The following is a 13,235-nucleotide window of genomic DNA, read 5'->3' as shown; positions in this document are numbered from 1 at the left end:
TACCCGAAGGAAAAGAAATCAATTGAGATTCTCTAAGTAGCGGCGAGCGAACGGGGAAGAGCCTGGCATGATTTATCGATACTAGAAGTAGAACAGTTTGGGAAGGCTGACCGTAGGGGGTGAAAGTCCCGTATACGACATAGTATTGAAGAACTAGGCATGCGAACAAGTAGGCCGGGACACGTGAAATCCTGGTTGAAGATGGGTGGACCATCATCCAAGGCTAAATACTCCTTACTGACCGATAGTGAACCAGTACCGTGAGGGAAAGGCGAAAAGAACCCCGGAGAGGGGAGTGAAATAGAACCTGAAACCGTTTGCGTACAAGCAGTGGGAGCATAGCTTAGGCTGTGTGACTGCGTACCTTTTGTATAATGGGTCAGCGAGTTACTTTCAGTGGCGAGGTTAACTGAATAAGGAAGCCGTAGAGAAATCGAGTCTTAAAAGGGCGAGAGTCGCTGTGAGTAGACCCGAAACCGGGCGATCTAGCCATGTGCAGGATGAAGGTTGGGTAACACCAACTGGAGGTCCGAACCGGGTAATGTTGAAAAATTATCGGATGACGTGTGGCTAGGAGTGAAAGGCTAATCAAGCCCGGAGATAGCTGGTTCTCCCCGAAAGCTATTTAGGTAGCGCCTCGTGAATGATTACTGGGGGTAGAGCACTGTTTCGGCTAGGGGGCTGTCATGGCTTACCAAACCGATGCAAACTCCGAATACCGGCAAATTGAATCACGGGAGACACACGGCGGGTGCTAACGTCCGTCGTGAAGAGGGAAACAACCCAGACCGCCAGCTAAGGTCCCGAAGTTATAGTTAAGTGGGAAACGATGTGGGAAGGCATAGACAGCCAGGAGGTTGGCTTAGAAGCAGCCATCCTTTAAAGAAAGCGTAATAGCTCACTGGTCGAGTCGGCCTGCGCGGAAGATGTAACGGGGCTAAAACTATACACCGAAGCTGCGGATGTGCACTAAGTGCACGTGGTAGGGGAGCGTTCTGTAGGCTGATGAAGGTTCATTGAGAAGTGGGCTGGAGGTATCAGAAGTGCGAATGCTGACATGAGTAACGATAAAGAGGGTGAAAAACCCTCTCGCCGGAAGTCCCAGGTTTCCTGCACGACGTTAATCGGAGCAGGGTGAGTCGGCCCCTAAGGCGAGGCTGAAGAGCGTAGTCGATGGGAACCAGGTTAATATTCCTGGACTTTCTATAAGTGGTGATGTGGGGACGAAGAAGGCTAGGTGAGCCGGGCGTTGGTAGTCCCGGTACTGGCATGTAGGCGGAGAGACCTGGCAAATCCGGTTTCTCGATACGCAGAGGTGCCGAGTGGTCCTGACCCTACGGGGTGCAGGGAAGTCATTGATGCCAAGCTTCCAGGAAAAGCTGCTAGCCATAACTTATAGAGAACCGTACCGCAAACCGACACAGGTGGACAAGTAGAGAATACTAAGGCGCTTGAGAGAACTCGGGTGAAGGAACTAGGCAAAATGGTACCGTAACTTCGGGAGAAGGTACGCCCTTGCTGGTTAGTTTACTTGCTAAACGAAGCTGGTGAGGGCCGCAGAGACCAGGTGGCTGCGACTGTTTATTAAAAACACAGCACTCTGCAAATTCGAAAGAAGACGTATAGGGTGTGACGCCTGCCCGGTGCCGGAAGGTTAATTGATGGGGTTATCTTCGGAGAAGCTCTTGATCGAAGCCCCGGTAAACGGCGGCCGTAACTATAACGGTCCTAAGGTAGCGAAATTCCTTGTCGGGTAAGTTCCGACCTGCACGAATGGCGTAACGATGGCCACGCTGTCTCCACCCGAGACTCAGTGAAATTGAAATCGCTGTGAAGATGCAGTGTACCCGCGGCTAGACGGAAAGACCCCGTGAACCTTTACTACAGCTTTGCACTGGACTTTGATGATAACTGTGTAGGATAGGTGGGAGGCTATGAAGTGCGGACGCCAGTTCGCATGGAGCCGACCTTGAAATACCACCCTGTTATTATTGAGGTTCTAACTTGGGCCAGTAATCCTGGTTGAGGACAGTGTATGGTGGGTAGTTTGACTGGGGCGGTCTCCTCCCAAAGAGTAACGGAGGAGCACAAAGGTACCCTCGGTACGGTCGGACATCGTACCAAGAGTGTAAAGGCAAAAGGGTGCTTGACTGCGAGAGTGACGGCTCGAGCAGGTACGAAAGTAGGTCTTAGTGATCCGGTGGTTCTGAATGGAAGGGCCATCGCTCAACGGATAAAAGGTACTCCGGGGATAACAGGCTGATACCGCCCAAGAGTTCATATCGACGGCGGTGTTTGGCACCTCGATGTCGGCTCATCACATCCTGGGGCTGAAGCAGGTCCCAAGGGTATGGCTGTTCGCCATTTAAAGTGGTACGCGAGCTGGGTTTAGAACGTCGTGAGACAGTTCGGTCCCTATCTGCCGTGGGCGTAGGAAAATTGAGAGGAGCTGCTCCTAGTACGAGAGGACCGGAGTGGACGAACCTCTGGTGTACCGGTTGTGACGCCAGTTGCATTGCCGGGTAGCTAAGTTCGGACGGGATAACCGCTGAAAGCATCTAAGCGGGAAGCCTCCCTCAAGATGAGTTTTCCCATGAAGCCCGTTGAAGACTACGACGTTGATAGGCGAGGTGTGGAAGCGCAGTAATGTGTGAAGCTAACTCGTACTAATTGGCTGATTGTCTTGACCATATAACCTGAATTGCTTCGGAATATGGCAACAAAAGATTAGAGCCGAAAGGCAACTTGTGTTACCCTTACTTCTTTACCAGCCTGACTGGCAAGACAGTTAATCCTGTCAACCCCAGTTTAGGATAACCAGTTTTCCTGGCGACCATAGCGGTCTGGAACCACCTGACTCCATCTCGAACTCAGAAGTGAAACAGACCCGCGCCGATGATAGTGTGAGGTGTCCTCATGCGAAAGTAGGTCATTGCCAGGGCTTTATTCCAAAGCGGCCTTTGTGCCGCTTTTTTTATTTGTGCTTTTTGAATCGTTTGAATGTTGTTTTGGGAACAATGCGAAGTATTGCATCTGATTATCCATTAAGAGTTCAATCTAGACTCTCACACATGACTGCAAGTACTCGCAAATACCGGTCATTGACTCCAACTGAGATGATATAATCCGGCAATCCACTTGAGTGGGTCGAGATCACTAAGTAACTAATAGTGATCCGCTAAGCTTCATCATCTAAATCAATAAGAACCATTCTCAATTGTAGAATTTGTGGTATGCTAACAACCCTTGAAATATGCCAATATTGTAATAATATTCTTCTCGTAAGTTATAAGTAAATAAAGTAAAATTAATTACCATTACAAGGAAGTAGAGTAGTATGTTAGTTAGTCGAGTTTATGAATTCATTGAAGCTATAAAAAAAATTAAACATAGCTTAGACAATGTAGACAAAGAATTACTGCATGCTTTTCAAGAAAAATTTCCTTCTCGTTTAGACTCTGCTGCAAAAACATTACCAACTTCAGAGTCACTTGTTACTGAAGAAGAAATTCAATGGCTTCAAGAGCGTTTTGCTCAACGTTGGGATGCAATAGCGGATAAACCGGATGACTATACTTTTGATCCTCGAGGAAAAAATGCTCCTTGGGTTTTGCTCGCCAAAGAATTAGCACAATCTCTTAAAAAACCTTATTTAATGATCTTAATACCAAAACTCAGTACTATTGATCCGGAGAAATTTTCTCGTTTAGAGCAGGATCAAGATCCTCGATCTATTTATTTATCTGACGATGGTAAAACCTGGCACAGAATTCAGGGTCTTTTTGAAAGATTGCAACAACCTTCCGCCGTATTTTCGACCTACGACTTGAAGAAAATTAAACCTAGAGCATTAACATTAAGAGAAATGTTTAGAATCCGCTCTAAAAAAGGGGAAGAGTTAGCTAAAGAGATTCATAACGAGACTTATGCAAATTTTTGGGATTATATCATTCGACGTGTTGCTCCGACTTGGCAACAGAAAGGAAAATGCCCGGACCATTTATTGCCACAATTACTAGAAGTAGTCGAGCTCTACTTTAGTGCAAAAGCTAGCAATCAAGATTTGCAGGAATTTAAGAAAAAACTGAAGAACTTGATTATCGATTTAGAAACCTGCCCACTGGAAGATATCAATCATTTCTATGGGATAGAAATTTATGGCAAAGAACATAATCATTATCTTGTCGATGTTTTACTCGATTGCTTTGAGGAATCATGTTCTCTAGAAGAAAAACTTGCAGACGTAGCACGATGGCTTTGTCGCTATGATCCTACGTTAGTGAGTAAATGTAAAAATTTAATACCCGTATACAAAATATTAAAAGTAGGAGAATATTTTGATGTCACGCACTTAAGTCAGCTTCTAGCAAAACTTGATTCGAATGTTGTAGGTATTACACCCAAAGTTCAAGAGCTTATAGCTAAAATTTCTACAACTGGAGTAATCCCTAACGGGGCAATTTCTAAAGAAATTATTCTGGAAATAAGAAAACTTTATGCATTGCGTTGGCAATCGATTAAAGATACACCCAATGACTACTTGAGAAAATCAAACGAGGAAAATCGTTCATGGATTCGATTAGCTCAGTATTTAGCTGGGGCTGGTTATATTGAGCCAAATTATTATAAGTTATTAATTCCAACATTAACTCTTGATATCGATCCTATTACTCGAGAAATTCAAACTAATTATCCATTGACACGTTTTATTTTGTCAGAAGACGAAAAAGAGTTGATTTATTTGCCTAATTGTATAGGACAACACCAATCAAATGGAACCTTTTATCATTTTTCTGGTAATCGATTTCGTACATTAACTAGCAAAGAATTGGAGCGTCTTCCGTTCGCGGAGTCACAATTCTATGAATATTATGCACAATTTATTGCTACTGAAGAAGAATGTTTGCCGATTAAACGGTCAACAGTTATGGCTCTCAAAGATTTAGTCAATGGGACTTTAAATCCTTATGCTTTGCGATTAGGTCATAACATCACAAAAGATCAAGAAAGAATTGCTGAAGAGGCTTATTTTAAATTCTTTGAGGTACTAAATAATTTACCGAGTGATGAATTAGCTAGACTTTATGCGCATACTGTTATTTGGCGAGGACAAAAACGAAGTGTTCATGAGATTCTTAAAGAAGTTCAATTAAACGAAACTCCCAAAAAGTTCGAACATGAGAATACAGGTCGTCCAGACAACCCAGACTCCACTAAAGTAGAGAGTATGATTGAAAGAAATAGCTCAAATCATCAAGAGGTTGTGACAGAACCTAAAGTAGTCATAGCACCGCCAAAACAACGTGAATGTATTGCTCTGGCATCACAGTATTTTCTAAAATTAGTTTGCGACTATGCTCCTGATACACTCTTTACCTCCGATATTCATAATATTTCCTTGGCAGCACTTGAGGAAATGCGACTTTGCTCCGCACAACGAGTCTTTCGTGATTGGGACAATATTGATGATAAAGAAGCAACTAGACGTGCTCTAACCATTCTTGTAGCCTTAATTACCCATAATTTCAGCTACCTGGTTGGGACAAGCACTTCACTACAGTTTTGGGATCAGAAAAACAGCATTACTGCCACTGGCAAAGAGCTTTTTAAAGCATTAGAGTATGCTTTAGAGAATGGAGATTTTAGTAAAATTCGTTTTATCTATACCTATAGAATACGGAATATCGTTGCCAAAGCATTGGCGCAAAAAGATATTATTACCAGTTTTACCCGCTATGAAGACACGTTGGATTGGTTAAAGTCAATCAAAGATGAATCCATGTTTGATCCTAAAAATCAGGTTTACTTTGACCCTGAAATTTTATTAGCAGTGTTAACCCCGTTAGCTGAAAAATTTAATGAAAAATCAAGGCTATTGATCGAGGGATTTCTTGATCAATTAGTGAAGACACGCATGCAGTCGGAAAATCAGTATTTGCAGTGGGTTCGAATTAATGTTGAGTTTAATAAATTACTCAACAACAAGGGATTACCGCTAAAAACTCGCGACTCAATGCTCTCAGCATTAAGATCAAATAACCAGGCTTTAAATAGTAGCGATTTGAATTCAACATTTGTTCGTTTTCTGACCCAGCGCTTGGCAAGTATTGCTATGCGTAAGACAAAACGGCAGGGTATATTTGACACTAACCCAGGGCAATTTGGAGCAAACTATCATCAAGCCAAAGAATACTTTGAACAATATGTTTCCACGGTAGTTGCCAGTGGCACAAATGAACTCAGTATTTCTGAGATAGTGAATCAGTTAAAAACTAAAAGCATGATTATAAGTAACGGGGTAATGATGCAGTATTTAGAGTCTATTACCAAATCTATCCCTATACTGCATTCAGGCCAGGATCTTATGTCCACAGAGCCAGTCACATTAGGGCTAACCCGGTTATTTTAAAAATTGAGTAGTAATTTTAAGAAAATTGTCATAGCGTTTTAAAGGAATCTGGCCAGATTCTAACGCCGAAATTATTGCACAACCAGGTGTATCATGGTGATTACAGTTACGAAATTTGCAATTCTTACTGTAGTGCTTTAGTTCGCGGTAGCCATCAACGATTTCATTCAAAGGCATATGCCATAAACCTAATTCTCGCACTCCAGGTGAGTCAATTAACGCTCCTCCATTTGGAAGATGGTACAACCGAGAGTTGCGGGTAGTATGGCAACCCAATTCAGAGATTAACGAAATCTCAGCAGTTTGAATATTGGCTTCATGCGGCAAGATGCCAGCAATCAACGAAGATTTACCCACACCGGATTGACCGACGAAGACACTGATATGATGATTCAATGCCTCTTGTAACCGTAAATAAGATTCTGAATCATTCTGACAGGTAAATAAGAGTGTATAGCCCAAGGGCTCATAAAATGCTTCTAAGTCCGTGCGAATTGATTTACAAGCCAAGTCGACTTTATTAAGAACGATGCATATTTTTAATTTTAAAGATTCGGCCATGACCAAATAACTATCAAGTAAAGGCCAAGATAATTCAGGTTTGGCAGCAACAACCACCATAATTTGGGTGATATTAGCGGCAATTGGTTTAAAGTCTCCACGTTTATCAGGGCGTCCTAACATAGAATCTCGAGGAAAACGACTAAGTACAACACCTTGACCAGTACCCTCGGGTTGCCAAATGATACGATCACCGGCAACCAAAGAATCAATATTGGGACGAATTGAACAATGAATGCGATTTCCTGAGTTATCTTCAATTTCAGCATGGCGACTAAATCGCGTGAGCACTAAGCCAGTAAGGCAGGATTCATTAGTGATTTCTGCGCTGGAAAGATAGTTTGCCTGTATTTTTTGAATACGTGCTGATTGCTGTTTATTAACTCGCCTTTTACTCATGATTTAAAAATAGTCTATAATTGCCAAGGCTTATACAAGTCTTAAGATTCTTTGTTTAATTTTACCATATAAGCGGAGCTCTTTTATAATTCCTACTAATCAGCAATAAAATCGAGTTCAAGAAATACTAATTATAAGGCGACAAGTTTCATGAAAGTTTACCTGGTTGGAGGAGCTGTACGTGATCAATTACTGGGTTATCCAGTAAAAGAGCGTGATTGGGTGGTTGTTGGTGCAACTCCCGAACAAATGCTTCAACTAGGCTATCAGCAAGTTGGCCGTGATTTCCCTGTATTCTTACACCCTCAAACAAAAGAAGAATATGCGTTGGCTCGAATGGAGCGTAAATCGGCCCCAGGATACTATGGCTTCAAATGCGATTTTAATCCCAATGTTTCTTTAGAAGATGATTTATTGCGTAGGGATTTAACCATTAATGCTATGGCCATGGATACCAATGGCCATTTAATTGATCCTTACAATGGCGAGACTGATTTAAAAGAAAAACTGTTAAGACATGTTTCTCCTGCTTTTATTGAAGATCCAGTACGTGTCCTTCGAGTTGCCCGCTTTGCCGCACGCTATCATCATTTAGGATTTAAATTGGCTGATGAGACAAGAGCTTTGATGTACCTGATGGTAAAACGCGGGGAGTTAAATCATCTGGTCGCTGAACGTGTGTGGCAAGAGTGGTTTCGAAGTTTTGAAGAGAAAAATCCAGAAGTATTCATTAGTACTCTAAGGGCTTGCGGGGCGCTCAAAGTCATTTTGCCTGAACTTGATGTTCTTTTCGGAATACCTGGCCATAAAAAATATCATCCCGAAGTGGATAGTGGCATGCATACACTAATGGTACTCGAAAAAGCGGTCACTCTATCCGCTGATCCAATGGTACGATTTGCGGCACTTGTTCATGATTTAGGAAAAGGAGCTACGCCAATGAACGAGTGGCCACGACAAGTTCAGCATGAAATAAAAGGTGTAGAGATTATCAGGAATTTATGCACTCGTTTGCGAATTCCAGCTGATTATCGTAAGTTTGCAGAAACGGTGTCTCGCTTCCATTTAAATATCCACCGTTTTTTTGAGCTAAGGCCACAGACAAGAATTAAGGTCCTTGAGCAAACCGATGCGTTTAGGCGTCCTCAATTATTTGAAAAACTACTGCTTGTGTGCGAGGCCGATGCGAAAGGACGAGGATCAGCAAAAAATGAGTATAAACAAGCCGAAAATTGGCGCCATTTATTGAAAGAATGTGCGAAAATATCTGCGCAAACATTTATAGCCCAGGGATATGAAGGGGAAGCGATTAAAAAAGCATTGCATCAACAGCGTGTTGCTTGTGCTGAACAATTGGAACTTAAATATGAAGAACAACGATAACTTAATCTGGATTGATTTGGAAATGACTGGTCTTGATCCAGAAAAAGATCACATTATAGAAATTGCAACAATAGTGACAGATCCACACTTAACAATTTTAGGAGAAGGTCCAGTATTTGCTATCCATCAAGAAGAGGCATTACTTGCAGGAATGGATGATTGGAATACGAAACAACATAATCAATCGGGACTGGTTAAGCGCGTTAGAGAATCGTCAATTGATGAAGCGCAAGCTGAGCAGAAAACAATTGAGTTTCTAAAAAAATATGTGGATAAAGGCAAATCGCCAATGTGTGGCAATAGTATTTGTCAGGATAGACGATTTTTATACAAGTACATGCCTGAGTTAGCGGCTTATTTTCATTACCGTAATCTGGATGTGAGTACTTTAAAGGAATTGGTTAAACGTTGGCATCCTAAGTTAATCAATGGGGTAACCAAGGAGTCTAAACATTTAGCGCTTGATGATATTAAAGATTCGATTATCGAACTTGAATACTATCGTCAACATTTTATTAACATACCGAGTAGAGAGTCATGATTGAACGGGAACAGTTAGTATTACCAGAGGGTGCAGATAAATTATTACTTCATTCTTGCTGCGCCCCTTGCTCTGGTGAAGTGATGGAGGCCTTGCTTGCTTCTAAAATTGATTTTTCCATTTTCTTTTACAATCCCAATATTCATCCCGTGCAAGAATATGAAATTCGAAAACAGGAAAACATAGAATTTGCTAAAAAGCATAATATTCCTTTTATTGATGCTGATTACGACAAAGATAATTGGTTTACCCGAATCAAAGGATTAGAGTGGGAACCTGAACGAGGAAAACGCTGCACAGCATGTTTTGACATGCGATTTGAGCGTACGGCTTTATACGCTTATGAACACGGATTTCCAGTAATCAGTAGTTCTTTAGGTATTTCGCGATGGAAAGACATGAATCAAATTAATGATTCTGGTATTCGTGCGGCAAGCCGTTATCCTAATATTGTTTACTGGACTTATAATTGGCGAAAAAACGGTGGATCAGAGCGCATGTACCAGATTGCCAAACGCGAAAATTTTTACAAGCAAGAATACTGTGGTTGTGTTTATTCGTTACGTGATACTAATCTTTGGCGTAAAAAGAATGAGCGAGAAAGGATTAAAATAGGGATAAATTACTATAGTGATGATGAAAACAACGCAACGCAGTCTTCTGATAATCGGGAGTCGGAATGATTTTTCATCAGAATGAGCAGGATGACTGTAACCACGGTCATCACCATGATCATGAACATGGTCATTCGCACCACCATAATATCTCACAATTTAATAGTGCTTTTTTAATTGCGATTATCGCCAATGGATTATTTGTAATCTGTCAGGTGATTTTTGCCTACCTTGCAAATTCGACCAGTTTGTTGGCTGATGCTGTGCATAATTTAGGTGATGTGCTTAGTTTAATTTTGGCCTGGATAGCCAATGGATTATTAAAACGCTTGCCCACTAACCATACCACCTATGGTATGAAAAAAACCTCTATTCTGGCGGCACTGGCAAACGGAGTCTTGTTGGTATTTACTTGCGGTATTATTGCCACCGAAGCAATGTATAAATTGTTTTCACCCACAGAAGTTCATGCCGTTTCTGTCATTATCGTTGCCAGTATAGGTATATTGGTGAATGGGGCGACTGCTGCTTTATTTTTGCGTGGAACAGACGATTTAAACATTCGTGGTGCCTTTCTGCATTTACTCTATGATGCCCTAATCTCTGTTGGTGTAGTCCTTTCAGCGACGATCCTCTACTTCACCGGTTGGTTATGGATTGACCCGGTGGTTGGTTTATTAATTGCCTTTCTAATTCTTAAAGGTACCTGGTCGTTATTTACGGATAGCTTTCATTTAATAATCGATGCAGTACCTCGAGGCATTTCCTGGATGGAAGTACGTGATTCATTGCAAGCTGAGCCGGGTGTTAAAGAAGTACATGACCTACATATATGGGCATTAAGTACTAAAGAGAATGCATTGTCAGTGCATTTATATATGCCAGATACGCCAATGAGTGATGAAGCAAGATTAGCATTGGTTAAGATGTTACGCAAAAAACATCAGATTCATCACGCAACTATTCAAGTAGAAGGTAATCTATCGTTTTGTGAAGATGCCTGTAAACCCATTCTTGATTGAGGATGGGCTTACAGGATTCTATTATTTAATTAAACTTGCAGACTCGTCTTCGGTTAGTTTCTTTTCAAGTCGGTCAGCAGCTACATAACTATCGTGAAGAATATCACGATAGAATGTCCGAGTAGATTCTTTCTGGCCAGTACGAGGGTTATCAAGCGCTTCTCGAGAAAGTTTTTGAATACCATTGTAAAGTACATACTTATCTTGCTCATTTTGATCTACCTTTTTTTCGAAGGCGTCAATTAATTTGTATATTTCAGCTACACGGTGAGGAACTCTTATTGATTTATTATCAATCTGAATGTTAACTCCCCCGCGTAAGAACCCAATTCCTCCTAAATCCCAGGTTGAGGTTTTGATATGGGTTTTTATTGCTTCTAAACCATTTTCATAGCGCTGAGGAGATATACTTTTCTCTTCCTTATAGTACATTTCAAGGGATTTTGGTGCAGTTTGAAGCCGTTGCTCAAAATAGCTGGTTAACTTTGACGAGTTCTTTACAGCCTCTTGTAATGCTCGTTGCGTATTAAGGTGTTTTTCACGATTTTTATTCAATGCTTGTAGCTCAAGATCTCTATTCTCTGCATAAATTTTCTCAATAACCAAGGGATTTAACGTTTTATTGGCTAAATTACTTGCCAGGTTCTCTTTGTAACTGGTTGGATAGTCTTCAGCTACTTCATAAATTAAAGAAAAAATATAACTCACTTCATCATCAAATACATAAGATTGTGGATAAGAGGGTTGTTTATTTTCAAGAAAGAGAACAGCAAACTGTTCATTTTTTTCTTTTTGAAGTTCAGCTTGTGCTACTAGCTCGGCTAAAATATTTCCTAAAAAGTCACCTGCTCCCCCTCTAACAAATGCTTCTCCTTTGGCGCCAAAACATAATTTACTAAGTTTTTTGATTAATTGAGGGAAATTACTATCTCGAAGGCAAATAATTTCTTTGGCTAAATCTTCTCTTTCTTTTTTGGCGAGAGCAGACAGTTGTCCATAAAATGCAGTATCTATTTCTTCTTGTATTAGATAAGCAGCTTTATTTTCCGCTTCTTTAAATTTCTCAATGCTAGGCATTATTAGTCTCAATATAGTCAGTATCAATCTATTATAGGCAATAATGCTTAAGTGAAGATTAACTGTCGTGAGGGTGAACTTATACCGAGCAGAATTTTCTTAAACCGTTCACCCTGTATTCACAGCGCCTACTTCGGGTAGCTTTTTTTCTTTGAAAATGGACCTGCTGCATGAAATTTTGCTCGCAAATTATGTAGGGGCCATCAGTACACTTTATCCGACCTGATCACTTGTGGTGAATGATATATAAGGTAGTGTAAGTCTTATTTAGTTTTCTTGGTTTTTTTATCCAACAAAAAGGTTAGTCCTAACTCTGCCAGATAAGCTACCACACTCATTGTCTTAAGATTTTTTCCCTTCACTGCTTTGGAAGTCATCACACGCCTAATGATAAGCTGGATTAGTTTTAGCCGAATAAGATTAAGTATTGTTCTATAAATCATACAAATTTCCTTTTTTTACTTCTATTTAAAAGTTAGTCGACTAACGAAGGTAAATCAAATAATAGGAATTCTGCATCATCCAGTGATGAAATATTGATGTCCTTATTTAAGATGGCAACCCCGTCACCCGGATACACCTGATAATCATTAAGGATAAGCCTCCCACTTATTAGTTGAAGCCATCCACAGCGATTGTTTATAAATTCGTAATGGATTGAGTGGCTGGTGAAAAGATGGGCGCTGAATATCTTAACATCCTGATTGATTTTTATCATATTATTAAGATTTTCTTTTGACCCAATTAATAGCAATTCATTATGCAACTGCGGGATTGCTTTTTGTTGGTAAGTTGGCTTTAGATTTTTCTTTTCCGGTAAAATCCAAATCTGCAAAAAATGCACACTTTTTTTAAAGGAGTGATTGAATTCACTATGCTCTACCCCTGTGCCGGCAGACATGCATTGAATTTCTCCAGGACGAATAATCGACCCTGTGCCCATGCTATCTTTATGTTCCAGGGAGCCCTTAACAACGTAGGAAATAATTTCCATATCTTTATGAGGATGCCGTCCAAAACCTTTACCGGGTTTAACGGTATCCTCATTAATAACTCTTAGACAACTAAATCCCATGAACTCTGGCTCATAGTATCCGCCGAATGAAAATGTATGAAAGCTATTAAGCCAGTCAATTTTAGTATGTCCTCGAGCACTTCCATTTCTGATGACTATCATAGGAATACACATCTAAGAAAAAATTAATTTAAATATAGTACAACTTAACACG

General features: G+C 40.7%; 9 protein-coding genes and 2 rRNA genes (1 of these 11 running past the window's edge). 7 read left to right on the top strand and 4 right to left on the bottom strand.

Annotated elements, in window-relative coordinates; translation table 11 throughout:
- The 3 genes from LHA_RS12940 to LHA_RS12930 form a co-directional block, all read left to right on the top strand.
- Positions 1 to 2,691 (top strand): 23S ribosomal RNA (locus tag LHA_RS12940) (it extends 204 nt beyond the left edge of the window).
- A 134-nt stretch (positions 2,692 to 2,825) separates the two neighbouring features.
- Positions 2,826 to 2,941, top strand: a 5S ribosomal RNA gene (gene rrf / locus LHA_RS12935).
- A 396-nt stretch (positions 2,942 to 3,337) separates the two neighbouring features.
- Complete coding sequence (locus tag LHA_RS12930; protein ID WP_045106913.1) at positions 3,338 to 6,409, top strand: hypothetical protein; 3,072 nt, start codon at positions 3,338 to 3,340, stop codon at positions 6,407 to 6,409.
- Here the strand turns inward: LHA_RS12930 and rsgA are convergent.
- Complete coding sequence (gene rsgA / locus LHA_RS12925) at positions 6,401 to 7,369, bottom strand: ribosome small subunit-dependent GTPase A (RefSeq protein ID WP_045106912.1); 969 nt, start codon at positions 7,367 to 7,369, stop codon at positions 6,401 to 6,403. The genes LHA_RS12930 and rsgA overlap by 9 nt on opposite strands.
- A 150-nt stretch (positions 7,370 to 7,519) precedes the next feature.
- Here rsgA and LHA_RS12920 point away from each other — a divergent pair, with 150 nt between their 5' ends.
- From LHA_RS12920 to LHA_RS12905, 4 genes are read left to right on the top strand one after another with little or no spacing between them, the layout of a single operon-like run.
- The gene (locus LHA_RS12920) at positions 7,520 to 8,752 is read left to right on the top strand and encodes a multifunctional CCA addition/repair protein (protein WP_045106911.1); all 1,233 of its coding nucleotides are present in this window, start codon (positions 7,520 to 7,522) and stop codon (positions 8,750 to 8,752) included.
- Positions 8,736 to 9,293, top strand: a complete 558-nt coding sequence (gene orn, locus LHA_RS12915) for an oligoribonuclease (RefSeq protein WP_045106910.1) — start codon at positions 8,736 to 8,738, stop codon at positions 9,291 to 9,293. The genes LHA_RS12920 and orn overlap by 17 nt, the downstream gene beginning before the upstream one ends.
- A complete protein-coding gene (locus LHA_RS12910) occupies positions 9,290 to 9,976 on the top strand; it encodes an epoxyqueuosine reductase QueH (protein ID WP_045106909.1) in 687 nt (228 codons plus the stop codon). The genes orn and LHA_RS12910 overlap by 4 nt, the downstream gene beginning before the upstream one ends.
- Complete coding sequence (locus LHA_RS12905) at positions 9,973 to 10,929, top strand: cation diffusion facilitator family transporter (protein WP_045106908.1); 957 nt, start codon at positions 9,973 to 9,975, stop codon at positions 10,927 to 10,929. The genes LHA_RS12910 and LHA_RS12905 overlap by 4 nt, the downstream gene beginning before the upstream one ends.
- Positions 10,930 to 10,950: 21 nt before the next feature.
- Here the strand turns inward: LHA_RS12905 and LHA_RS12900 are convergent, their stop codons facing one another.
- The 3 genes from LHA_RS12900 to LHA_RS12890 all read right to left on the bottom strand — a co-directional run bounded on the left by LHA_RS12900 (position 10,951) and on the right by LHA_RS12890 (position 13,183).
- Complete coding sequence (locus tag LHA_RS12900; RefSeq protein ID WP_045106907.1) at positions 10,951 to 12,006, bottom strand: hypothetical protein; 1,056 nt, start codon at positions 12,004 to 12,006, stop codon at positions 10,951 to 10,953.
- 263 nt (positions 12,007 to 12,269) lie between these two features.
- Positions 12,270 to 12,449 carry a hypothetical protein gene (locus LHA_RS12895; protein WP_045106906.1) on the bottom strand — a complete coding sequence of 60 codons (180 nt, stop codon included), beginning with the start codon at positions 12,447 to 12,449 and terminating at the stop codon, positions 12,270 to 12,272.
- 32 nt (positions 12,450 to 12,481) lie between these two features.
- A complete protein-coding gene (locus LHA_RS12890; protein ID WP_045106905.1) occupies positions 12,482 to 13,183 on the bottom strand; it encodes a pirin family protein in 702 nt (233 codons plus the stop codon).
- Positions 13,184 to 13,235: the final 52 nt, after the last annotated feature.

The sequence above is a fragment of the Legionella hackeliae genome (genome assembly GCF_000953655.1).
Taxonomy (GTDB): Bacteria; Pseudomonadota; Gammaproteobacteria; order Legionellales; family Legionellaceae; genus Tatlockia; species Tatlockia hackeliae.
Note: the sequence above shows the minus strand (reverse complement) of the source record. Positions and strands in the feature narration are given on the sequence as shown.

What these genes read in the sequence shown, in the direction of transcription:
- LHA_RS12890 (WP_045106905.1), bottom strand. Translation starts at nt 13,183, where the DNA reads ATGATAGTCATCAGAAATGGAAGTGCTCGAGGACATACTAAAATTGAC.
- rsgA (WP_045106912.1), bottom strand. Translation starts at nt 7,369, where the DNA reads ATGAGTAAAAGGCGAGTTAATAAACAGCAATCAGCACGTATTCAAAAA.
- LHA_RS12910 (WP_045106909.1), top strand. Translation starts at nt 9,290, where the DNA reads ATGATTGAACGGGAACAGTTAGTATTACCAGAGGGTGCAGATAAATTA.
- LHA_RS12905 (WP_045106908.1), top strand. Translation starts at nt 9,973, where the DNA reads ATGATTTTTCATCAGAATGAGCAGGATGACTGTAACCACGGTCATCAC.
- LHA_RS12920 (WP_045106911.1), top strand. Translation starts at nt 7,520, where the DNA reads ATGAAAGTTTACCTGGTTGGAGGAGCTGTACGTGATCAATTACTGGGT.
- LHA_RS12895 (WP_045106906.1), bottom strand. Translation starts at nt 12,449, where the DNA reads ATGATTTATAGAACAATACTTAATCTTATTCGGCTAAAACTAATCCAG.
- LHA_RS12930 (WP_045106913.1), top strand. Translation starts at nt 3,338, where the DNA reads ATGTTAGTTAGTCGAGTTTATGAATTCATTGAAGCTATAAAAAAAATT.
- orn (WP_045106910.1), top strand. Translation starts at nt 8,736, where the DNA reads ATGAAGAACAACGATAACTTAATCTGGATTGATTTGGAAATGACTGGT.
- LHA_RS12900 (WP_045106907.1), bottom strand. Translation starts at nt 12,006, where the DNA reads ATGCCTAGCATTGAGAAATTTAAAGAAGCGGAAAATAAAGCTGCTTAT.